Annotated in this window: 22 protein-coding genes; 6 read left to right on the top strand and 16 right to left on the bottom strand. The window is 70.7% G+C overall.

The genetic code is table 11. From position 1 onward, the window contains the following. Nucleotides 1-23: 23 nt before the first annotated feature. The 5 genes from AC6I9V_RS14675 to AC6I9V_RS14655 all read right to left on the bottom strand — a co-directional run bounded on the left by AC6I9V_RS14675 (nt 24) and on the right by AC6I9V_RS14655 (nt 6092). On the bottom strand, nt 24-3104 hold the full coding sequence (locus tag AC6I9V_RS14675; protein WP_497899943.1) for an AAA family ATPase: 3081 nt from the start codon (nt 3102-3104) through the stop codon (nt 24-26). Beyond that, on the bottom strand, nt 3101-4291 hold the full coding sequence (locus AC6I9V_RS14670; protein WP_497899942.1) for an exonuclease SbcCD subunit D: 1191 nt from the start codon (nt 4289-4291) through the stop codon (nt 3101-3103). The genes AC6I9V_RS14675 and AC6I9V_RS14670 overlap by 4 nt, the downstream gene beginning before the upstream one ends. 65 nt (nt 4292-4356) lie before the next feature. Further along, nucleotides 4357-5310 (bottom strand): MIP/aquaporin family protein, encoded by a 954-nt coding sequence (locus tag AC6I9V_RS14665; protein ID WP_497899941.1) that lies wholly within the window; start codon nt 5308-5310, stop codon nt 4357-4359. A gap of 78 nt (nt 5311-5388) precedes the next feature. Continuing rightward, nucleotides 5389-5739, bottom strand: coding sequence for a DUF202 domain-containing protein (locus tag AC6I9V_RS14660; protein WP_497899940.1), 351 nt, complete (start codon nt 5737-5739; stop codon nt 5389-5391). Beyond that, a complete protein-coding gene (locus AC6I9V_RS14655; RefSeq protein WP_497899939.1) occupies nt 5736-6092 on the bottom strand; it encodes a YidH family protein in 357 nt (118 codons plus the stop codon). The genes AC6I9V_RS14660 and AC6I9V_RS14655 overlap by 4 nt, the downstream gene beginning before the upstream one ends. 127 nt (nt 6093-6219) lie before the next feature. Here AC6I9V_RS14655 and AC6I9V_RS14650 point away from each other — a divergent pair, with 127 nt between their 5' ends. Next, entirely contained in the window at nt 6220-7368 is a 1149-nt protein-coding gene (locus tag AC6I9V_RS14650) for an ADP-ribosylglycohydrolase family protein (protein WP_497899938.1), read from the top strand. On the opposite strand, the gene AC6I9V_RS14645 is transcribed toward AC6I9V_RS14650, so the two are convergent. Both AC6I9V_RS14645 and AC6I9V_RS14640 read right to left on the bottom strand, forming a co-directional pair. Continuing rightward, nucleotides 7355-7921, bottom strand: coding sequence for a DUF4395 domain-containing protein (locus AC6I9V_RS14645; protein ID WP_497899937.1), 567 nt, complete (start codon nt 7919-7921; stop codon nt 7355-7357). The two genes, AC6I9V_RS14650 and AC6I9V_RS14645, sit on opposite strands and share 14 nt — an antisense overlap. 62 nt (nt 7922-7983) lie before the next feature. After that, entirely contained in the window at nt 7984-8997 is a 1014-nt protein-coding gene (locus AC6I9V_RS14640) for a 3'-5' exonuclease (protein WP_497899936.1), read from the bottom strand. Nucleotides 8998-9064: 67 nt separating this feature from the next. Here AC6I9V_RS14640 and AC6I9V_RS14635 point away from each other — a divergent pair, with 67 nt between their 5' ends. Continuing rightward, on the top strand, nt 9065-9832 hold the full coding sequence (locus AC6I9V_RS14635) for a VTT domain-containing protein (RefSeq protein ID WP_497900323.1): 768 nt from the start codon (nt 9065-9067) through the stop codon (nt 9830-9832). A gap of 34 nt (nt 9833-9866) precedes the next feature. On the opposite strand, the gene rdgB is transcribed toward AC6I9V_RS14635, so the two are convergent. From rdgB to murI, 4 genes are all read right to left on the bottom strand, one after another. Further along, nucleotides 9867-10532: an RdgB/HAM1 family non-canonical purine NTP pyrophosphatase gene (gene rdgB, locus AC6I9V_RS14630; protein ID WP_497899935.1), complete on the bottom strand. Its 666-nt coding sequence runs from the start codon at nt 10530-10532 to the stop codon at nt 9867-9869. Continuing rightward, a complete protein-coding gene (gene rph, locus AC6I9V_RS14625) occupies nt 10529-11287 on the bottom strand; it encodes a ribonuclease PH (RefSeq protein WP_146337203.1) in 759 nt (252 codons plus the stop codon). The genes rdgB and rph overlap by 4 nt, the downstream gene beginning before the upstream one ends. A 64-nt stretch (nt 11288-11351) precedes the next feature. Beyond that, entirely contained in the window at nt 11352-12149 is a 798-nt protein-coding gene (locus AC6I9V_RS14620; RefSeq protein WP_497899934.1) for an MBL fold metallo-hydrolase, read from the bottom strand. Beyond that, the gene (gene murI, locus AC6I9V_RS14615; RefSeq protein ID WP_497899933.1) at nt 12146-13177 is read right to left on the bottom strand and encodes a glutamate racemase; all 1032 of its coding nucleotides are present in this window, start codon (nt 13175-13177) and stop codon (nt 12146-12148) included. Before murI ends, AC6I9V_RS14620 begins: the two co-directional genes overlap by 4 nt. Nucleotides 13178-13403: 226 nt before the next feature. Here murI and AC6I9V_RS14610 point away from each other — a divergent pair, with 226 nt between their 5' ends. Next, a complete protein-coding gene (locus tag AC6I9V_RS14610) occupies nt 13404-14171 on the top strand; it encodes an EAL domain-containing protein (RefSeq protein ID WP_497899932.1) in 768 nt (255 codons plus the stop codon). A gap of 5 nt (nt 14172-14176) precedes the next feature. On the opposite strand, the gene AC6I9V_RS14605 is transcribed toward AC6I9V_RS14610, so the two are convergent. Next, nucleotides 14177-14737, bottom strand: coding sequence for a DUF2017 domain-containing protein (locus AC6I9V_RS14605; protein ID WP_497899931.1), 561 nt, complete (start codon nt 14735-14737; stop codon nt 14177-14179). After that, nucleotides 14730-15101: an ATP-dependent Clp protease adapter ClpS gene (gene clpS / locus AC6I9V_RS14600; RefSeq protein WP_146337199.1), complete on the bottom strand. Its 372-nt coding sequence runs from the start codon at nt 15099-15101 to the stop codon at nt 14730-14732. Before clpS ends, AC6I9V_RS14605 begins: the two co-directional genes overlap by 8 nt. A 95-nt stretch (nt 15102-15196) precedes the next feature. On the opposite strand from clpS, the gene AC6I9V_RS14595 reads away from it, so the two are divergent. From AC6I9V_RS14595 to AC6I9V_RS14585, 3 genes are all read left to right on the top strand, one after another. Beyond that, nucleotides 15197-16525: a nicotinate phosphoribosyltransferase gene (locus AC6I9V_RS14595; protein ID WP_349411578.1), complete on the top strand. Its 1329-nt coding sequence runs from the start codon at nt 15197-15199 to the stop codon at nt 16523-16525. Continuing rightward, on the top strand, nt 16526-17170 hold the full coding sequence (locus AC6I9V_RS14590) for an isochorismatase family protein (protein WP_349411579.1): 645 nt from the start codon (nt 16526-16528) through the stop codon (nt 17168-17170). Nucleotides 17171-17249: 79 nt separating this feature from the next. Then, a complete protein-coding gene (locus AC6I9V_RS14585) occupies nt 17250-17594 on the top strand; it encodes a hypothetical protein (protein ID WP_497899930.1) in 345 nt (114 codons plus the stop codon). 71 nt (nt 17595-17665) lie between these two features. On the opposite strand, the gene AC6I9V_RS14580 is transcribed toward AC6I9V_RS14585, so the two are convergent. The 3 genes from AC6I9V_RS14580 to nagB form a co-directional block, all read right to left on the bottom strand. After that, a complete protein-coding gene (locus tag AC6I9V_RS14580; RefSeq protein WP_497899929.1) occupies nt 17666-19450 on the bottom strand; it encodes a DEAD/DEAH box helicase in 1785 nt (594 codons plus the stop codon). A 163-nt stretch (nt 19451-19613) separates the two neighbouring features. Further along, the gene (locus AC6I9V_RS14575) at nt 19614-19934 is read right to left on the bottom strand and encodes a DUF3039 domain-containing protein (protein ID WP_146337195.1); all 321 of its coding nucleotides are present in this window, start codon (nt 19932-19934) and stop codon (nt 19614-19616) included. Nucleotides 19935-19996: 62 nt separating this feature from the next. Beyond that, the gene (gene nagB / locus AC6I9V_RS14570) at nt 19997-20776 is read right to left on the bottom strand and encodes a glucosamine-6-phosphate deaminase (RefSeq protein ID WP_497899928.1); all 780 of its coding nucleotides are present in this window, start codon (nt 20774-20776) and stop codon (nt 19997-19999) included. Between the last annotated feature and the right edge of the window lie 47 nt (nt 20777-20823).

The raw sequence follows: 20823 nt of genomic DNA, 5'->3' as shown, positions 1-20823 counted from the left end.
AATTATACCCGAGGCAAGGTCCCTCAGGCCGGGGTATCGTCCGAGATATGCAGCGTGGACCCGTCCCGGCCCTTGACCACCTGCAGCTGGGTCGTGATCCGCTGTTTCATCTCCGCCACGTGGCTCACCAGGCCCACCACCCGGCCGCCGTCGCGGAGCCCCTCCAGCGCGTCCATGACCTGCTCGAGCGACTGCTCGTCGAGGCTGCCGAAGCCCTCGTCCACGAAGAGCGTCTCGATGTCCACCCCGCCGGATTCCATCTGCACCACGTCCGCGAGGCCCAGGGCCAGCGCGAGCGAGGCCATAAAGGACTCCCCGCCGGAGAGTGTGGCGGTGTCCCGGCGCTGGCCGGTCCACTGGTCCACCACTTCCAGGCCGAGTCCGGACTTCTGGTTTCGGGCGGCCCGCGCGTCGGTGTGCTGCAGGGTATACCGGCCGTCGCTCATGCCGATCAGCCGGTCCGAGGCAGCGGCCGCGACCTGTTCCAGCCGGGCGGCCAAGACGTAGCTGTTCAGGCTCATGCGGTAGGTGTTGTCACCGCCGCCGCGGGCGGCTTCGGCGACGGCGGTCCACAGCGCGGCGCGTTCCCGTGGCTCCCGGCCGGCAGCGGCCTGTTCCGCGTAGTCCGCGTCGATCCGGCCGAGCGCCCGCACCGAGTTCCCGGCCAGCCCGGCGGCCAGTACGGCTTCCCGCGTGGTGCGCTCTGCGGCGGCGGCCTCTTGGCGGAGCGCGGCGAGGACGGCCGGGTCCACGGGGCCGTCCGCCGCCTGCTCGCGGGCGGCCAGGGAGAGTTCCTCACCGGCAAAGAGTTCCCCGAGCCGGGCGGCCTCGTCCTGCCCGGCACGGATGGCGGCTTCCAGGCCGGCGGCGTCGGGGGCCGGGAGCAGCACCGAACGGGCGGCGGCGGCCGACTCGAAGCCGGCAGCCGGGAGGGCCCTCTCCAGCTGCGCGCGGGCCTCCGCGGTCCGCACCCGGGCCTGTTCGAGGCTGCCCGCGGCGGCATCGGCGCGCTCAAGCAGGGTTGTGGTGCCGCGGACTGCAGCCAGGCGCGTCCCGAGATTCGGGTGTCCGGAGCGCAGGCCCGCCAGGGCGGCCTCGAGCGCGTCGACCTCACCGCGGACGCCGCTGAGGGTGGCTTCGGTCTGGGCGATCCCGGCGGCGGCCGCCGTCTGGCCTTGCTCCGCGGCCATGATCTCGTCGTCCAGCTCGTCGCGCCGCGCCCGGTTGGCGGCGAGGTCCGCCGCGGCGCAGGTGGCTTCGGCCGCACGGTCCCTGGCCAGGGCGGCGTCGCTGCGGGCAACAACGGGCTCGGTGTCACCGCCCTGCGCTGCCAGCACGGCCAGGGTCTGCTGGGCCTCGCCGAGTTCGTGTTCCAGCGCCGTCAGCACCGCCTCGGCCGCGTCGGCGTCCTCCTGCGCGGTCTGCTCGGCTTCTGCGATGGCCAGGGCGGAGGCCGCGGCCGGCGCCGGTGCCGGGTGCTCGGCGCTGCCGCAGACCGGACAGGGTTCGTCCGGGTGCAGCTGCGCCGCGAGTTCCGCGGCGGCATTGGCGAGCCGCTCCTCCCGGAGGTCCAGCCAGTGCTGCCGGCGGTCCTGGTACGTGTCACGGGCCAGCCGGTGCCGCTCGGTGATTCCGGCGCAGTTTTCCGCGGCCTTGGCGTGGCGGCCCACGATGGCGACCAGCTCGTCCGCGGCCGCGGCTTCCTTGGTCCGCAGCTGGACTTCAGCGGCCAATTCCTCAAGTGGCGCGAGGGCGGCCACGAGGGCCGCGGACTCGGCGCGCAGCCCGGTCAGGGCCGCTGCGCCGGAGCGGTGCGCCGTGTGCAGACCGTCCAGGCTGAGCTGCAGTTCGGCGCCGCGGGTGGTCAGTGCGGCCAGCCGGTCCTCGTCCGGCATCCGTTCGGCCAGGATTGCCCGGAGCGAATGCAGGCGGCCCAGCTCGCCCCGCAGCACGGCGCCCTCGAAGAGCGGAGCGGCGGCAGGGCCGCCGTCGCCCGGAGGCACATCCGGCACGGCGGCCGCCAGCGCGGCCAGTTCCGGGTCGGTGAGGGCCGCGGCCCGCAGCTCCGAGGCCGCACCGGCGGCGGCCAGCTCGGCACGATCCTCTGCCGCCTCGGCGCTGTCCACCGCCTCCAGCTGGCCTCCGAGGACCTCGGCCTTCCGGTGCCGTTGCAGCCGTTCGGCCGCCTCGCGCAGTCCGGGGGCTGCCGCATCGGCGTCGGCCCGGCGCTTTTCGGCCGCAGCGAGTTTGGCCTGCCGCTCGGCGCGCGACGCCATGCCCTCGAGCCGGGCGGCAAGCTCGACGCCGAGCCGTTCGGCGTCGACCGCCGCAGCCTGCCGTTCGCCGGCCGCCGCCGCGGTTGCGTCCCCGAGCCAGGCCAGCAGGCAGTCGGCGTCGTCCCTGCCGGGGGCCCCGTCCAAGTCAAGCCCAAGCCCGGCGGTTTCGGTCTCCGCCTGGGCCAGCAGGAGCATGAGCTGGTTGTTGAGGCTTTCCACTTCGGCGCGGGCCGCAGCCGCCCGACGCCCGAGTTCCTGTTCCACCGACTCGAAGCGCTCGGTGCCGAAGAGGCTCTGGAGCAGGTCCAGCCGGTCGGAGGCCTTGGAGCGCAGGAAGGCCGCGAAGTCGCCCTGCGGCAGCATCACCACCCTGGTGAACTGGTCCCGGTCCATACCCAGCAGGGCGGTGATCTCCGCTCCCGCCTCGTCGTTGCGGCCGGACTTTTCCAGCCATGCGCCGTCCACCCGCTCGCGCAGCAGGGTGTTGGCCTTCTGCTCGGTGAACCCGTTCTTTCCCCGGGCGCTGGGCTTGTTCCAGGCGGGCGTCCTGGAGACTTCGAAGTGCCGGCCCTTGGCGGAGAACTCGCAGGTGACGCGCGGCTCGGCGGCGACGTCGGCATGGTCGCTGCGCAGCCGCTTGCCCTCCTGCCGCGCGCCGGGCACCGAGCCGTAGAGGGCGAAGCAAATGGCATCCAGGACGCTGGTTTTGCCGGCCCCGGTGGCGCCGTTGAGCAGGAACAGGCCATGCGCGGAGAGCCGGTCAAAGTCGATGGCCTCGGTGCCGGCGAAGGGGCCAAACGTGGAAATTTCGAGGCGGTGGATCCTCACCGGGACACCCCTTCCAGTCGGACGGCTTCGAGCGCTTCGGCCAGGACACCGGATTCTGCGTCATCGGCGCTCCGGCCCCGGACGTGCTCCAGGAAGCCGCAGCAAATTGCGAGGTCGTCACCGGCCTGGGCCAGCCTGGTGCTGTAGCTGGTCTTGGCGGCGGCCTCGGCGCCTTGGGGGTCGAAGCCCAGCACGAGGGTGTCGGGGAAACGCGCGCGCAGCCGTTCCATGGCCTGGGCCGGGCGCTGCGCGTCGGTCAGCGTGATCTGGCAGTAGGCGCCCTCGGCCCAGCCGAACTCCTCGGCGTCGAGCAGCTGGTCCAGGGGGCCGCGCAGCACGGCGAGCTGGCGCGGGGCTTCCCAGAGCACCTCGGTGACATCGGTGACGCCGGTGGCATCGACGTCGATCATCCAGCCGCCCTTCTGGTGTTTTGCCTCGGAGAAGGAGTATGCCAGCGGCGAGCCGGAGTAGCGGACCGTGGGCGAGAGCGTCTGCCGGCCGTGTAGGTGGCCCAGGGCGGTGTAGCTGAAGCCGTCGAAGAGATCCAGCGGTACGGCGCCGACCCCGCCGATGCTGAGGTCCCGCTCGCTCTCGGAGCTGATGCCGCCGCTGGCGAAGGTGTGGGCCAGCACCACCGAGTGCACGGTCCGGGTCTGGGCCCGGGCTGCAAGATCGGCGCGGATCAGCCCAGTGGCGGCCCGGGTGACGTCAAAATGGCTGGCGGTCTCGGCGCCCAGCTGCGCGGCGACCAGCCGCGGCTCCAGCCAGGGAATGCCATAGATGGCGAGGACAGGCCCAGCGTCGGCGTCATTGGACCCGGCGTCATCCGCCAGCGGAAGGAGCAGCGGCGTGTCCAGTTCGGCGAGCCGGGTGCGCAGGTGCACTCCCCCGCGTTCGAGCAGCCGGGACGCAAAGCCGAGCCGGATGGCCGAATCGTGGTTCCCGCTGGTCAGCACCACCGTCGCCCCGGCTCCGCTCAGCCGCACCAGCGCGTCGTCGAGCAGGCCGACGACGTCGACGCCGGGCAGCGCACGGTCGTAGACGTCGCCCGCGATGAGGACGACGTCGACCGACTGTTCGCGGACGACGCCGACGAGCTGGTCGACGAAGGCGCGCTGGGCGTCAAGCATCCCGACGCCGTGGAACGACCGGCCCAAATGCCAGTCCGAGGTGTGCAATAACCGCATGCCACTACGCTAGCGGCTGCCACTGACACTAATGCGCAGCGGCCCGGCGCCGGAGGTGGCGCGCGTTACGGGGTGGGCCTGTCGAAGAAGTCGCGGGCCTCGTCGGCCGGGGCCGGAGCGGGCGTTCGGGCCGGCGCGGCAGTCGCCGTGCCGCCGCGATTCCCAAGGTCAGCCGGGTCGTCAAGGTCGCCGACGTCGTCGCCGTCGGCGAAAGCGCCGCGCTCCTCCGGTGCCGCAGCACTGGCAGCTGCCGGTGCAGAGGTGTGGGCAAAGCCACGGAACACGAGGCCTGCGACCGCGGCGCCGACCAGCGGCGCCACCCAGAAGAGCCACAGCTGGCCCAGGGCATCGGGGCTGCTGAACAGCGCCGACGCCGTCGCGCGGGCCGGGTTGAACGGGGCGTTCCCGATGCTCTGGCCCAGCTGCAGCAACACGGCCATGGCCAGGCCGACCGCGAACGGCGCCGCGGCCCGCGCCGGGTTACGCCCCGCCGTCGTGCCGAGGTAGACCGCCACGAGCAGTGCCGCGCCGAGTACCTCGACCAGCAGGACGCCGGGCATCGGGGCCTGGATGACCGAGCGGGCATCAAAGCCGGCCGCCACGGTGTCGAAGGCCGCGCGGGTGCCGTTGAGCTTTGGGACGGTGCGCAGGACGCCGAACAGCGCCAGCGCGCCCAGCAGGGCGCCTGCCAGCTGAGCGCCGAGGTAGGCGGCGGCCTCGACCGGTCGGATCCGCCCGGCGATCAGGTTCCCCAAGGTCACTGCGGGGTTGAAGTGGCCGCCGGAGAGGTAGCCGAAGGCGAGCATGGCCGCGGTGAGGGCCAGCCCGGCCGCCAGCGACGCGGATATCGGGTTGTACCGCGGGACGGCGAAGAGCGGCACGCCCAGGCCCACGGCCACAACGAACAGGGTCCCGAGCGCCTCGGCGCCGAGCCGGGCGGGGAGGCCGGGCGTCCAGTCGTCGAGGACGGTGGTCGGCTGCCCGCCGTCGGGCCCGGAGGCTGGCACTGGCAAGGTCATGTTCTCGGAATCCTTCGCTTGGGGTCTGGGGCCGCCAGCAGTCTGCCAGCGGAGTCTGGGCGTTGGCTGGGTCCGAGCTTAGCGGCCCAGCGCCAGCGCGGCGACCGTGCTCCCGGCCAGCGCGATCACGGCGCCGGCGGCACACCGCATCAGGACCGCCGGAGGTGCCGCAGAGCCCCGGCGCAGCTCCCGGCCCCGGACGAACACAACGCCGGCCAGCACGGCGGTGGCGGCCATCGCCGTGAGGGCACTCAGACCGGGAAGGTCGACCCCGGACGACGGCGCGGCTGTTCCGGCGCGCACCCAGCTCCGCCACACCAGGAGGTCCACAACGACAAGCGCCAGCAGGGTGCGCCGCCAGGCCAGCGACGTGCGCTCGGGCTGGAGCCCCGGATCGCGGTGTGCCGGGACCTGCGCCGGGACGTTCACCGGGCCAGCAGGATGAGGCCGGCCACGATGAACGCCGCGGCAGCCACCCCCACCGTCATCACCAACAGGACACCGGAGAACGGCAGCTCGCGGTTGTGGCGCATGGCCGCCTCCATTTGCCCCCAGCGCCGGTAGGAAAGGGCCGCCAGCCCCGCCCCGATCAGCGCCAGCACGACGCAGATGGTGATCCGCACGGGACCCGGCGCGATGTTCGGGGCGAGCTGGTCAATGGCGAGCGCCCCGGCAATCAGCGCCAGCGAGGTCCTGATCCAGGCCAGGAAGGTCCGCTCGTTGGCCAGCGAGAACCTGTAGTCAGGCGTGCTGCCGGTCTTCCGCCACGCTGGTTCGCGCATCCCTCTCCCCTCGTTGAGTCCGTGGTCCCTGCGGCTGCGGCGTCTTGGTCCACCACACCAACAGCACCCTACCGGGACGGGACGGGGCATTGAGGACCGGACGGTCCCCCGGGGTAAATTTGAGGGCATGAGTACTGAGCCCGGCAGCCCCGCCGCCGAGACCCCCGCGGCGGCCCCCGCCCCCTCCCACGAATCCCGCATCCACGGCTGCCTGCTGGGCGGCGCTCTGGGCGATTCGCTGGGCTACGCGGTGGAATTCGACACGATCGACGCGATCCGCGCCGCTTTCGGGCCCGACGGGCTGCGCGACTTCGCGGCGCTGGACGGCGACAGCCACTTCTCCGACGACACGCAGATGACGCTGTACACGGTGGACGGCCTGCTGGAGGCGCTCGAGTGGGCCAACTCGGGCGTGGCGGCGGACACCAACGCCTGCCTCTGGCTCGCGTACCTGCGCTGGCTCGGCAGCCAGGGTGTGCAGATTCCCGACTCCGCGCCGTTCCAGCCGCCGCGCTGGATCGACGGCCACGCGGTGCTCCGGCACCGCCGGGCGCCGGGCAATGCCTGCCTCAGCGGCCTCGCCACCGGCGAGATGGGAACCGTGTTCCGGCCGGTCAACCCGGAGTCCAAGGGATGCGGGACGGTGATGCGCTCGGCGCCGTTCGGGCTGATCCCGCACATCGACGCCGACGCCGTCTACAAGCTCAGCGCGGACGCCGCGTCCTTGACCCACGGGCACCCCTCCGCCCGGCAGAGCGCCGGCGCGTTCAGCCTGCTGATCCACTCGCTGGCTAATGGAGCCGGCCTGAACGAGGCGGCCGGCGTCGCGCTTTCCCGGCTGCAGGCCGGCAGGCTGCCCCGGGGCGAGGAGCCCGATCCGGCGCTGCTGGAGCGGCTGGCGGCGTCCCTTCGCCTCGCCGCCGGCGGCACAACCGGCGACGGCGGCCTGCTGGGCGCCGAGGACCTGGTCCGGGAACTGGGTGAGGGGTGGGTGGCCGAGGAGGCCCTCGCCGTCGGGCTTTACGCGGTGCTGGCCACCGCCCCGGCAACGAAGGCGAAGGCGGCTGCCGCGGGGCCGGAGGAGCATTTTCGGGCGGCGATCGCCGTGGCCGTCAACCACAGCGGCGACAGCGATTCCACCGCCTCCATCGCGGGCAACATCCTGGGCGCCTACTACGGCGAGGAGTGCCTGCCGGCGGACTGGCTGGCGGCGCTTGAGGCGCCCGAGGTGATCCGCGGCATGGCCGCGCGGCTGGCGGCGGTTACGGGCGCCTGAGCGAAATGTTGTTGCAGGCTTCGCAGACATCCTCGGGGATGAGTCCGCGGCGCTGCAGCATCCCGAAGATCGCGCAGCCGAGGCAGAACCCGGCGAAAGCCTCCAGGGACGCGGCCACGATCAGGGCCGCGAGCAGGATCCAGGCGGCGGGGGCCAGACCGGCGGCGAGGAGGATGGCGGCGGTGGTGGACAGCGCCGCGCCGATGCCCTGGGCGAAGCGCTTCGGCGGTCCGGGGACCAGCCGCTTCTTGCCCAGCCACGGCGTCAGGACCTTGACCGAGAGGATGCCGAAGGGCGAGATCCGCGGGCCGAACAGCACACGCAGCCAGAAGCCTGCGGCGATGACCGCCAGCCCCCAGCCGAAGCCGGTCAGGAGCGTCGCGAGCGAGAGCAGCACCACGAGGGCGGCCGTGATCCGCGCGGAGTACTCGTTCACCGGATTCGGGAAGGCAAACACCTTGCCCCAGTCCACTCCGCCCCGCGGACCGGCGGCGGGAGTCTGTGCGGTGCCGTTCTCCGCGGTGCGGGCCTGTGCCGAGATCAGTTTGCTCATCACTCAAGGCTAGAAGCGGCCCCGGCCGGGACGAAATGATTGTTGCGCCGTGTGACCCCGGCTCAGCTGGCCGCGGCTACGTGGCCGCCCACCATCTGCAGGAACTCCCCCTCGGAGACCACCTCGATCCGCTGGCCGCGTTCATGCAGTTCCAGCACCCGGCGCGCCTTGCCGGTCAGCCGGCCCGAGCGCAGGTCTGCCGCGACGAAGCCGTCCCCCACCACCAGGACCGTGGTGCGGGCGGTGACGCGGCTCTCGGGCCGGGCGCCGCATTCGGCCGAACGCAGCTTTGCCTCGGGTCTCGGAATCGCCAGCTCCCCGGTGAACACCACGGTCTGCCCGAACAGCGGATGGCCCGGTTCTGCCCCGGCGTTGGGTTCCGGGTTCTCCCCCTCCTCCGGCCAGCCCGGCCGGAGGGGGCGGGACGCGGGCACCGGGCCCTGGCCGGCGGCCAGCGCCTCGAGCGCCGACCGGGTGGCCTTGGAGAGCGGGTCGCGGCGCGGGTCGAAGGCAGGCTGGCGGGACACGGCGAGGCCCAGCGAGAGGTAAAGCTCCGCAATGCTGGCGGCGCCGTTGCGGGCGGCGATGTCTATCAGGATGCCGGCGCACGCGCGCGCATCCTCGGCGGCGTCGTGGTGGTTCAGCAGCGGGACCCCGGCCTCCGCGGCGGCGTAGGGCAGCGAGTTGGACACCAGCGAGTAGCAGCGCCGGGACAGCATCACGGTGCAGACGTAGTCATAGGCTGGGCCGGCCAGGCCGGATACCTCCAGGCCGGACCGGATCACGCCCAGGTCGAAGGCGGCGTTGTGGGCGGCCAGGACGTCGTCGCCGATAAACGCGCCGATCTCCGGGAACAGCTCACCGAAGCGGGGAAGGCCGGCCACCTGCTCGGGCCGGATCCCGTGGATGCGGACGTTGTGGTGGTCGAAGGCGTCGTGGTTGGCGGGCGGGCGCATCAGCCAGGAGGCTTCCTCGACGACGACGCCGCCGCGCACCTTGCTCAGGCCGACGGCGCACGGCGAGCCGCGGAAGCCGTTCGCGGTCTCGAAGTCGATCGCCGTAAAGTCCAAACCCACGCTCCAACTTTAGCGCCGGAACGGGCACCGACCCGTCAAGTACCCTAGATAGGTGAACCTTTATACGCTGCACGACGCCGCCGTGACCACGCTCGCGGGCGCCGGACCGGTCCAGCCGCGCCTGTCCTCTCTCCTGCCCGACTGGCTCAACCCCCAGGTCTTCCTGGCCGACCCGGCCCTGGCGCCATGGGTTGTGCTGCTGGTCTGCGGCATCATTTTCGCCGAAACCGGCCTGCTGATCGGCTTTTTCCTGCCCGGCGATTCGATGCTGTTCACGGCCGGACTGCTCGTGGCGACAGACACGATCAAGTTCAACATCTGGGCGTTCGCCGCGCTGATTGTCGTTTCGGCGATCATCGGCAACCAGGCCGGCTACCTGATCGGTTCCAAGGCCGGTCCCGCCCTCTTCAACAAGCCGGACTCCAAGCTGTTCAAGCGTGAGAACGTGGAGAGCGCCCACGCGTTCTTCGAGAAGCACGGCGGCAAGGCGCTCATCCTGGCCCGCTTCGTCCCGATCATCCGGACCTTTGTGCCGGTGATCGTCGGCGTGGCCCAGATGAGCAAGCGCAAGTTCTTCCTCTACAACGTGGTCGGCGCCGTGCTGTGGGGCGGCGGCGTCACCCTGCTCGGTTACCTGCTGGGCGACAGCGTGCCGTGGGTGCGCAACAACCTCGACATCATCTTCATTGCGATCGTCCTGCTCTCCGTGGTCCCGATCGGCATTGAAGTGGTCCGCGGTTTCATCGCCCGGCGCCAGGCCGAGCAGTACGGCACCGACGTCGTGGAGGAGTTCATCGAGGAGCACGAGCCCGAGGAAGAGCGCAAGACCCCGTAACGCCTGCAGCTCCCCCGCCGGCCACGCCCTCCCGCTATCTGCCTGCCAGCGCCTCGACAATGGCCGGCAGCAGCGCCCGGAAGGCGTGGCCGCGGTGGCTGATGGCGTTTTTCTCTTCGGCGCTGAGTTCGGCGCAGCTGCGGTCCAGGCCGCTCGGCTGGAGCACCGGGTCGTAGCCGAAACCGCCCGCCCCGCGCGGCTCGCGTAGCAGCGTCCCTTCCAGCTGGCCGTACTCGACCACCTCACGGCCTTCGCCGGGCGCGGCACCGGGCACCGCCAGCGCCGCGGCGCAGACAAAGGCCGCTCCGCGGTATCCGTCCGGCACGTCGGCGAGCTGGTCCAGCAGCAGCCGCAGGTTCGCGGCGTCGTCCCCGTGCCGTCCGGCCCAGCGGGCCGAGAAGATCCCGGGCGCGCCGCCGAGGACGTCCACGGCCAGACCCGAGTCGTCGGCGATCGCGACGAGGCCGGTGGCCTCCGCCACCGCCCGGGCCTTGAGCAGCGAGTTCTCCGCGAAGGTCACCCCGGTTTCGACGACGTCGGGGGCCCCGACGGCGCCGGCGTCCACCACCTGCGTGTCGACGTCGAGCCCGGGCAACTGCCCGCGCAGCAGCTCCCGCAACTCCCGCAGCTTGCCTTGGTTGTGGGTGGCCAGGACCAGCACCGGGCGGGGCTGCCGGTCCGCCGTGGGGGCGCCGCTCACGGTGCCTCGGCCAGGGTTTCGCGCTGGATCGCGGCGAGCTGCTCGGTGCCCAGCAGGGCCAGGTCCAGCAGCTTGTTAAGCTCATCCCGGTCGAACGGGGCGCCCTCGGCGGTGCCCTGGACCTCCACGAACTTGCCTGAACCGGTCACCACAACGTTCATGTCGGTCTCGGCCCGGACGTCCTCCACGTACGGCAGGTCCAGCATCGGCACGCCGTCGATGATGCCCACCGAGACGGCCGCGATGGTGTCCACCAGCGGCTGGGCGTTGCGGGCGATCAGCTTGTTCTCCCGGGCGAAGCGGATCGCCTCGGCGAGCGCGACGTAGGCGCCGGTGATCGCCGCAGTGCGGGTGCCGCCGTCGGCCTGAAGGACGTCGCAGTCCAGCACGATCGTGTTTTCGCCGAGGGCCTTGGTGTCGATGATCGAGCGCAGCGAGCGGCCGATCAGCCGGGAAATCTCGTGTGTGCGGCCGCCGATCTTGCCCTTGACGGACTCCCGGGCGGAGCGGGTGTTGGTGGCCCGCGGCAGCATCGCGTATTCGGCCGTGACCCAGCCCCGGCCCTCGCCCTTGAGCCAGCGGGGCACACCCTCGGTCAGCGAGGCCGTGCAGAGCACCCGGGTGTTGCCGAACTCGATCAGCGCCGAGCCTTCGGCCTGCTTGGACCAGCCGCGGGTGATGCTGATCGGGCGGAGCTGGTCGGGGGTGCGGCCATCGGCGCGGATGACGGGGGCAGTGAGGGCTTCGGAAGTCATGCCTTCCAGCATATCGACTCGGCGCTGGGCTTCTCCCCCGGACCGCCGTTCAGAGGACTACAGCTCAGACGGTGTAGTGCACGCCCGCCACGGCGACGGCCACGTGCTGGCCGAAGACCTCCTTGGCTTCCGCCATCACCGTCGTCGGGGACGTCCAGACCGGGATGTGGGTCAGCAGCAGCCGCCGCGCCCCGGCAGCCACGGCGGCCTCGCCGGCACGTTTGCCGGTCAGGTGGACGTCCTTGATGCCGTCGTCGCGGCCCTCCTCGAACGCCGCCTCACAGAGGAACAGGTCGGCGTCGCGGGCTGCGTCCTCGAGGCCGCCGCAGGAGTCGGTGTCCCCCGAGTAGCTCAGCACCCGGGTGACCGGGGCGCCGTCCTTGTCCGGCTCGGTGACCTCCACCCGCAGGGCGTAGGCCTCCTCGACCGGGTGGTTCACCGCGAACGGGGTGACGGTGAACGGGCCCATGGTCACCGGCTTGCGCTCGGACCAGTTGCTGAAGTCGAATTCCTCGTGCATGCCCGGGTCCAGGTCCAGGCCGTAGGCGGTGGCCATCCGGTCCGCGGTCGCCGCCGGCCCCCAGACCGGGATCCGGCCCCGGCCCCAGCCGCCCGGCTTCCAGCGCACCGCGACGTGCAGCCCGCACAGGTCCATGCAGTGGTCCGGGTGCAGGTGGGTGAGGAAAATCCCGTCGATGTCCTCAAGGTCGGTGTACCGCTGGATCGCGCCGAGGGCGCCGCTGCCGAGGTCCAGCACGATCTTCCAGCTCCGCTCGCCGTCGTGCGCGGTCAGCAGGTAGCACGACGCCGGCGAGCCGGGACCGGGAAAGGACCCGGTACACCCCACGATGGTCAGCTTCACAGGCCGGACCCCCGCAGGCCGTTCAGCGGCGCCCCATTAGCGGAGACGAAGTTGGAGATGCGCGGCCGGTTCGCGCCGGCTTGGGCGGCGGCAATCATTTCCGGGGTGATCCGGGCGAGGCTGCCGGTGGGGTACTGCGCCGCGACATGGTCCACATGGCGCACGCTGAGCACCTCGGGGCCGAGGAAGCGGCGGGCGAGGTGCTCGAACTGCGCAGCGTCGCCGGTGGCGATGAAGTGGTGCTCGGGCGCGGTGCTGCCCGTGCGCTCCAGGCCGCGGGACGCGAGCGCCCGGTAAACGTCCTTGGCGGTCTCCTCGGCGCTGGAGACAAGGGTGACGTCCTCGCCCATGACATAGGAGATCACGCCGGTGAGCAGCGGGTAGTGCGTGCAGCCGAGCACCACGGTGTCCACCCCGGCGGCCTTGAGCGGCTCAAGGTATTCGCGGGCGACGGCGAGCAGCTCCGGGCCGGTGGTGATGCCGGCCTCCACGTAGGGCACAAACGCGGGGCAGGCCGCCGAGGTGATGTGCAGGTCCGGCGCCGCTGCGAAGGTGTCCTCGTAGGCGCGGGAACCGACGGTGGCCGAGGTGCCGATCACGCCGACCCGGCCGCTGCGGGTGGCCGCCACCGCGCGGCGCACGGCCGGCTGGATCACTTCGATGACCGGGATGCCGTACCGGGCTGTGTAGCGCTCCCGGGCGTCGCGGAGCACGGCGGCGGAGGCGGAGTTGCAGGCGATGGTGAGCAGCTTGACGCCGGAATCCACCAGCTCGTCCATCACGCCCAGGGCGTTGGCGCGGACCTCGGCGATGGGCAGCGGGCCGTAGGGACCGTGCGCGGTGTCGCCGACGTAGAGGATGGATTCGTTGGGCAGCTGGTCAATGATGGACCGCGCAACGGTGAGGCCGCCGACGCCGGAGTCGAAGACGCCGATCGGGCGCTCCCCCAGCCCGGCATTTCCGGTGCTGCCCGCTGCGGTCTCCGCCGCAGCAGACGCTGCCGGATCCGTGCTCGATGCTGAAGTCATGATTATTCGAGGATAGGGCTTCACTACAGGCGCGGCCATCACATTGTGTCGCGCAACTCGTGTCTGATGGGTCACACGGGCTCCCGGCGGTCGGCGCGGCGCGCGGAAACCCCCTGCCCTGTGATGCCGGTCCGCCGCTGCCTGCGCCGGTATGCTGTGGGCTCCGTCGGGAAATCGGCGGTGTTTGTCGCGCCCGCGGCGGACGCACCCGGCGAAGGGACCGCACATGGCATGCGACGGCTGCACGACGTCGTCAAAACTCGACTTCGATTTCAGCATGGCTTTCCAGCCGATCTACGACGCAGCAGCCGGCCGCGTCTGGGGCTACGAGGCGCTGGTCAGAGGAGTCTCGGGCGAGGGTGCCTTCAGCGTCCTGTCACGGGTCGCACCCGAGCAGAAGTACCGCTTCGACCAGGACTGCCGCGTCAAGGCCATCGAACTGGCGTCGCGGCTGTTTCCTGCTGGCGAGGATTTGATTCTCTCCATCAACTTCATGCCGAACGCGGTCTACGAACCGGCGGCCTGCCTGCGGGCGACGCTGGTCGCGGCACGGCGCTGCAATTTTCCGACGTCGTCGATCATGTTTGAGTTCACGGAGAACGAGGAGGTTTCCGACACCTCCCACCTCACCAACATCATCACCGAGTACCGCAAGCACGGGTTCACGACGGCCATCGACGACTTCGGGGCCGGTCATGCAGGGCTGGGGCTCCTGGTCGACTTCCAGCCGGATCTGATCAAGATTGATATGAAGCTGATCCGGGGAATCGATGCCAGCCCGGCGCGCCAGGCCGTCGTCGCCGGCATCATCGGAATCGCCGGGGAGCTCGGCATCACGGTCCTCGCCGAGGGCATCGAGACTGAAGCGGAGTACCTGGTCCTAAAGGACGCCGGCATCCGGCTGTTCCAGGGCTACTGGTTCGCAAAACCCGCCTTCGAGGAGCTTCCCCGGATACAGTCGGTGCCTGTTTCTGAGGTCACCGCGCCCGCGTAGCGCCCCTAGGCGTCGAGCGACGCCAGCATCGCCTGGACCAGGGATTCCTGCAGCCAGGTGGTGAAGTTGTAGACCAGTGCCAGGTAGCTTTCGACGTCCTCGGCCTGGGACCAGTCCTGCATCCGGTGGACGTGCTCGGCGTCGGCGTCGTCCCGGATGTCGAGGCGTTCGGCGAGCACCAGCCGGACGTCGTTGAGCGCCGTGGACCAGTGCCGGGCGTCCGCGGGCGTCAGCACCAGCTCGTCCTTGTCCAAGCCGAGCGCGGCGGCCTTCAGCGCGCCGATCTTGCCCTCGCGCAGCGAGCGCTCGGTGTAGCGGCGGAACTCGAGGGAGGCCTCGTCGTCGTCCTTCATCACATTGGGCAGCAGGCGCCGCAGGGCACGGTCGGACGGTTCGCGGGCCTCGCTGTCGAGCCCGACGAGCGCGGCCAGCGGATCCTGGTTGGGGCGTTCCTCCGGTTCCAGCATGGATATGACGTCATCGAAGAGGCTGCGCAGCAGGTCCCGTTCGGCCGGTTCCAGGTAGCCCGTGATGCCCTTGAGCCCGTATTTGAATGCCTTAGCCACGTTTTCCCTTGCCCTTGCCAGATCCGCTGCCGCCTCCGGCGCCGCCGCTGGCCTGCTCCACGGTGGCCCACAGGCCATAGCCGTGCATGGCGACCGCGTGCTGTTCCACCTGCTCCTTGCTGCCGTGCGCCACGATGGAACGGCCCTTCTTGTGCACCTCGAGCATCAGCTTGTTGGCCTTCGCCTCGGAGTAGCCGAAGTAGCTGCGGAACACGAAGCTCACATAGCTCATCAGGTTTACCGGATCATTCCAGATCACGAGGTTCCAGGGGATGTCCGGGGCGGTCAGCACGTCGGTTGACGCCGCTGTTCCGGTCTGGGTGCTCTCCTGGGTGTCAGGGCCGAGCGCAACGCTAAGGGTCATCTGTCCATTCTATGGGGCCGGTGGGCCCACGCCGGCGAGGGCCCCGCGGCGAAGCGAAGCGAGACGAGGGAGCCGGTGGGGACTAGAGTGAATTTGTGAGTACCTCTGCCGGCTGGGACCATCCCCGCACGTCCCTGTACACCGACCATTACGAACTGACCATGCTGCAGGCCGCGCTGCATTCGGGCGCCGCGCACCGCAAATCGGTGTTCGAGGCCTTCGCCCGGCGGCTGCCGGACGGGCGCCGCTACGGCATCGTGGCCGGCACCGGCCGGCTGCTGGAGGGGATCGCCGGTTTCCGCTTCGGCGACGCCGAGCTGGACTTCCTGCGCCGCACCAAGGTGGTCAACGAGGAAACCCTGGAGTACCTGGCGGACTTCTCCTTCTCCGGTGACATCTGGGGCTACGCCGAGGGCGAGGCCTACTTCCCCAACTCCCCCATCCTGATTGTCGAATCCACCTTCGCCGAGGCCTGCATCCTCGAGACCTACATCCTCTCGATCCTCAACCACGACAGCGCCATCGCCTCGGCCGCCTCCCGGATGATCACCGCCGCCGGCACCCGCCCCTGCGTCGAGATGGGCTCCCGCCGGACCCAGGAGGAATCCGCCGTCGCTGCCGCCAGGGCCGCCGTGATCGCCGGTTTCGACAGCACCTCCAACCTCGAGGCCGGCCGGCGCTACGGGATCAAAACGGTGGGCACGGCCGCCCATTCCTTCACCCTGCTGCACGACACCGAGCGCGAGGCGTTCGAGGCGCAGATCGCCTCCATGGGCGCCGGCACCGCGCTGCTCGTGGACACCTACGACGTCGAGGCGGCCGTCCGCACCGCCGTCGAACTGGCCGGCGACAAGCTCGGCGCGGTGCGCCTGGACTCCGGCGACCTGGTGGCCCAGGCCCAGTGGGTCCGGCAGCTCCTGGACGAACTCGGCAACGAAAACACCCGGATCATCGTCACCTCGGACCTGGACGAATTCGCCATTGCCGCCCTGCAGTCCGCCCCGGTGGACTCCTACGGGGTCGGCACCTCGCTGGTGACCGGCTCCGGCGCGCCGACGGCGAGCATGGTCTACAAGCTGGTCAGCCGCACCGACGACAACGGGGACTTCGTGGCGGTGGCCAAGGCGGCGAAGAACAAGACCAGCAAGGGCGGCCGGAAGTACGCCCTGCGCAAGCTCAACGAGCGCGGCACCGCCAGCCAGGAGATCGTCGGCGTCGGGCACCGCCCGGAAGACGACGGGAACGACCGGCCGCTGCTGCAACAGTTCATCAAGAACGGCGAGCTGCTGCCGGGCTGGACCGGCCCCGAGGGTGTGGTGCGGGCGCGGCAGCGCCACGCCGACACCATGCGGGAGCTCCCCGCCGTGGTCAACCGGCTCCAGCGCGGCGAGGCTGCCATCCCCACCATCTACGAGGAGGACTGAATGTCCCGTGCCCTGATCATCGTTGACGTGCAGAACGACTTCTGCGAGGGCGGGACGCTCCCGGTTGAGGGCGGGGCGGCCCTGGCCGCCGAGATCAGCGAATACGTCGACGCCCACCACGGCCAGTTCGACCACGTCGTGGCCACCCAGGACTGGCACATCGACCCGGGAGCGCACTTCTCGGAGCAGCCGGACTTCATCGACAGCTGGCCGCCGCACTGCGTCGCCGGCACCCGCGGCGCCGAGCTGCACCCGGACCTGGACACCGAGTACGTCCAGGCCTATTTCCGCAAGGGACAGTTCACCGCGGCCTACTCCGGCTTCGAGGGCCTGCTCGCCCCGGACGACGCCGTCCCCACCGGCGACCGCACACCGGGCTCCCTGCCCGTGGGCGGCGGCGACGCCGCCGGGACTTTCGCCGCGGACGAGGACGCCATCGGCCTGGACGACTGGCTGCAGAGCCACGACGTCGAGGAGGTGGTGGTCGTGGGGATCGCCACCGACCACTGCGTGAAAGCCACGGCGCTGGACGCCGTCCAGGCCGGCTACTCCGTCACCGTGCCGCGCGGGCTCACCGTGGGCATCGCCGAAGACCTCGACGACGCGTTCGCCGAGATGGAGCTGGGCGGCGTCGACCTGGCCTGAGCTCGTCGCACCTCCGCCCGCACAGTAGACTCGGAATCCTTGCCAGTAAACGCCTGACCGTAAAGCCCCGGAGTACACCATGAAGAAGATCCTGACCGTCCTGATCGCTGCCGGGACCCTGCTCGGCGCAGCCGCCTGCTCGGCCCCGAAGATGACCAGCGAGGAGACCTGCGCCCGCATCAAGACCATCACCGCCTCGCCCACCTCCAGTTCTGACAGGTTCGGCATGACCCGGCTGGCGAACCAGATCCGGCCCATCGAGGCGACCGCGTCCGAGGAACTGCAGGCCCCGCTGCAGTCGATCGTCGACTACCTCGACGAGTCCGCGAAGAAGGACCCGGACTCGGCCAAGCTCGAGGAGCTGAAGGCCAAGTACACCTCGGCCGGCCAGACCTTCTCACAGGCCTGCGGCGCCGCCCAGTAGCGGCGGACACACCAACGCACGAAAAAGGGACCGGTCACCCGGTCCCTTTTTCATGCCCTTTTCCTGCACCGCTACTTCCGGCCGATGAACCAGTCCTGAAGCTTCCGGAGCCGCGTCTGCAGCTGCTCCTCGTTGGCCTGCGCCACCGCCGGGCCGCCGCAGACGGTGCGGAGCTTGGTGTGGATGACGCCGTGCGGGGTGCCCGTCCGCGCGGACCAGGCCGCGACGTTTTTTGCCAGTTCGGTGCGCAGGTCCATCAGCAGCCGGTGGTCCGGCACGGCCGGCGCCGCCTCGGCCGCCGCACTCTGCGGCGCGCGCTTGTTCTTCCGGTTGAGCTGTTCGTGCTGGCGCTGGCGCAGCAGGGTGCCGACCTGTTCGGCGTCGAGCAGGCCAGGGATGCCGAGGAAGTCCAGCTCGTCCTCCGAGCCCACCTCGCCGCCGGTGCCGAACTCGCCGCCGTCGAAGAGCACGCGGTCGAAGGAGGCCTGCGAGTCGAGCGCCTCGAACTTACCCTTCATCAGAGTGTCGGAGGCCTTTTCCTCGCGGTTCGCCTCGTCCATCAGCGAGTCCTCGGGATTGAACAGGCCGTCGGCGTCTTCCTTCTCCGGACGGTCCAGGGCGTGGTCGCGTTCTGCCTCCATCGAGTTCGCCAGTGCCATCAGCTGCGGCACGGAGGGCAGGAACACCGACGCCGTCTCGCCGCGCTTGCGGGCACGCACGAAGCGGCCGACGGCCTGGGCGAAGAACAGCGGGGTGGAGGTCGAGGTCGCGTAGACGCCGACGGACAGGCGCGGGACGTCCACGCCTTCGGAGACCATCCGCACGGCCACCATCCAGCGCTTCTCGCCGGCGGAGAACTCCTCGATCTTGGACGAGGCCTTGGCGTCGTCGGAGAGGATGACCGTGGGTGACTCGCCGGTGATCCGCTTCAACTGCCCGGCGTAGGCGCGGGCGTCGTCGTGGTCGGTGGCGATGACCAGGCCGCCGGCGTCGGGCACGGTGCGCCGCACCTCGCTGAGCCGCTTGTCCGCCCCGGCGAGCACGGCCGGGATCCACTCGCCGGCCGGGTTCAGTGCCGTGCGCCAGGCCTGGGACGTGATGTCCTTGGTGACGGCGGCCTCGCCGAGGGAGGCGGCCATCTCGTCGCCGGCGCTGGTCCGCCAGCGCATCTGGCCCGAGTAGGCCATAAACATCACCGGCCGGACCACGTGGTCGCGGAGGGCCTTGCCGTAGCCGTAGGTGTAGTCGGCCTTGGACCGGCGGATGCCGTCGCGGTCCTCGGCGTACTCGACGAACGGGATCGGCGAGGTGTCCGAGCGGAACGGGGTACCCGTCAGGGACAGGCGCCGGGCCGCGGGATCGAAGGCCTCGCGCAGCCCGTCGCCCCAGGACAGCGCCTCGCCGCCGTGGTGGATTTCGTCCAGGATCACCAGCGTGCGCGCCGCCTCGGTCTTGGCCCGGTGCAGCATCGGCTTGCTGGCCACCTGCGCGTACGTGACCGCGACGCCGATGAAGCCCCGGCCGTGCTGGCCGTCGGCGTTCTTGAAGTTCGGGTCGATGGCGATGCCGACCTTCGCCGCGGCGTCGGCCCACTGGCGCTTGAGGTGGTCCGTCGGGGCCACAATGGTGACCCGGTTGACCACGCCGGCCTCGATCAGCATCGACGCCACCCGCAGCGCGAAGGTGGTCTTGCCGGCCCCCGGCGTGGCGACCGCGAGGAAGTCCCTGGGGTGGGTGCTGAAGTAGCTGTCGAGCGCTTCCTGCTGCCAGGCACGGAGTTTCGGCGCGGTGCCCCAGGCGGCCCGCTCGGGGTACGCCGGCGGCAGGACGGGCCCGCCAAAGAGTGTCTCAGTCACCTAGGACCCCTCCCTTCCGCGCACGTCAGCCGGTTCCGGAGAAACCCTAGTAAGCACAAAAACACCAATCTTTTTCGGATGAACCGGACTTCAGAAACCCAGGCAGCCGGTTTCTACCCGCGACGAATCCACGCCGCGCCGCGGGGGCCTTAGCGCGCAGGCCTTATTTGCCCGAGTCTCCGCCGTCGTTGCCCGGGCGGAGGCCCTCGTAGACCTCTTTGCACTCGGGGCAGACCGGGAACTTCTTCGGGTCGCGGCCGGGCGTCCACACCTTGCCGCAGAGGGCAATTACGGGCTCCCCCGACAGCGCGGATTCCATGATCTTTTCCTTGCGGACGTAGTGCGAGAAGCGCTCCCGGTCGCCCGGTTCAACTTCCTGCCGCAGTTCCTCGCGCTCAATGGTCGCCGTCGACGTCCCGGCTCCGGAGAGCTCACGCATCGGGTCGTTTTGGAGTGGATCCGTCATGCTGGTCATGCCACCCATCTTAGCCGCTGGATCCGACAGAATCGCGACGGCGGCATCGGCCGTCGGGCATTGGGGCCCCGTTAAAGGCCCTGCCAGCGCGGCTTGCTGTCATAGCTGTGCCGGTAGTAGTCGGCGAGTCGCAGCGAGGACGCCGCCGCCTCGTCCAGCAGGACGGTGACGTGCGGATGCAGTTGCAGGACCGAGGCCGGGCAGATGGCGGCCACAGGTCCCTCCACCATGTCCCGGACGGCCTGCGCCTTCTGCGCCCCGGTGGCGAGCAGGATCACATGCCGGGCTTCGAGGATGGTGCCCAGGCCCTGCGTGATGACATGGTGCGGCACCTCCGCCAGGGTAGTGAAAAAGCGGGCATTGTCACGCCGCGTCTGCTCCACCAGGGTCTTGATCCGGGTCCGCGAGGCCAGCGAGGACCCCGGCTCGTTGAAGCCGATGTGGCCGTCGGTGCCCAGCCCCAGCAGCTGCAGGTCCACTCCCCCGGCGGCCCGGAGGGCCTCTTCGAAGGCCCGGCAGGCTGCGGGAATGTCCGCGGCCTCCCCGTCGGGCCCCTGCACGTTCTCCGGGTCGATGTTCACCCGCCGGGTGAATTCGCGCAGGATGACTTCGCGGTAGGACCCGGGATGGCCGGCGGGGAGCCCCACGTACTCGTCCAGGCTGAAGGCCCGGACCCGGCTGAAGTCCAGGCCGCTCCGGTGCCGCTGCCCGAGCTCCTCGTACACCGGCAGCGGCGAGGATCCGGTGGCCAGGCCCAGGACGGCGTCGGGCTTGGCCCGCAGCAGTGCCTCGATCGCGTCCGCGGCGAGGGCGGCGATCGGCCGGCCGCCCGGAAGGATCACTACTTCCATGAACGGCAGGCTATCCCACTCCGGCCGTCCGAGCCCGGGCCCTCGGA

Source organism: Arthrobacter sp. SlRoot2-15 (assembly GCF_059739345.1).
The sequence above is the reverse complement of the archived record's forward strand: the minus strand, read 5'-3'. Positions and strand labels throughout refer to the sequence as shown.

What these genes read in the sequence shown, in the direction of transcription:
- AC6I9V_RS14670 (WP_497899942.1), bottom strand. Translation starts at nt 4,291, where the DNA reads ATGCGGTTATTGCACACCTCGGACTGGCATTTGGGCCGGTCGTTCCAC.
- AC6I9V_RS14665 (WP_497899941.1), bottom strand. Translation starts at nt 5,310, where the DNA reads ATGACCTTGCCAGTGCCAGCCTCCGGGCCCGACGGCGGGCAGCCGACC.
- AC6I9V_RS14655 (WP_497899939.1), bottom strand. Translation starts at nt 6,092, where the DNA reads ATGCGCGAACCAGCGTGGCGGAAGACCGGCAGCACGCCTGACTACAGG.
- AC6I9V_RS14650 (WP_497899938.1), top strand. Translation starts at nt 6,220, where the DNA reads ATGAGTACTGAGCCCGGCAGCCCCGCCGCCGAGACCCCCGCGGCGGCC.
- AC6I9V_RS14645 (WP_497899937.1), bottom strand. Translation starts at nt 7,921, where the DNA reads ATGAGCAAACTGATCTCGGCACAGGCCCGCACCGCGGAGAACGGCACC.
- rph (WP_146337203.1), bottom strand. Translation starts at nt 11,287, where the DNA reads ATGACTTCCGAAGCCCTCACTGCCCCCGTCATCCGCGCCGATGGCCGC.
- murI (WP_497899933.1), bottom strand. Translation starts at nt 13,177, where the DNA reads ATGACTTCAGCATCGAGCACGGATCCGGCAGCGTCTGCTGCGGCGGAG.
- AC6I9V_RS14610 (WP_497899932.1), top strand. Translation starts at nt 13,404, where the DNA reads ATGGCATGCGACGGCTGCACGACGTCGTCAAAACTCGACTTCGATTTC.
- clpS (WP_146337199.1), bottom strand. Translation starts at nt 15,101, where the DNA reads ATGACCCTTAGCGTTGCGCTCGGCCCTGACACCCAGGAGAGCACCCAG.
- AC6I9V_RS14590 (WP_349411579.1), top strand. Translation starts at nt 16,526, where the DNA reads ATGTCCCGTGCCCTGATCATCGTTGACGTGCAGAACGACTTCTGCGAG.
- AC6I9V_RS14585 (WP_497899930.1), top strand. Translation starts at nt 17,250, where the DNA reads ATGAAGAAGATCCTGACCGTCCTGATCGCTGCCGGGACCCTGCTCGGC.
- AC6I9V_RS14575 (WP_146337195.1), bottom strand. Translation starts at nt 19,934, where the DNA reads ATGGGTGGCATGACCAGCATGACGGATCCACTCCAAAACGACCCGATG.
- nagB (WP_497899928.1), bottom strand. Translation starts at nt 20,776, where the DNA reads ATGGAAGTAGTGATCCTTCCGGGCGGCCGGCCGATCGCCGCCCTCGCC.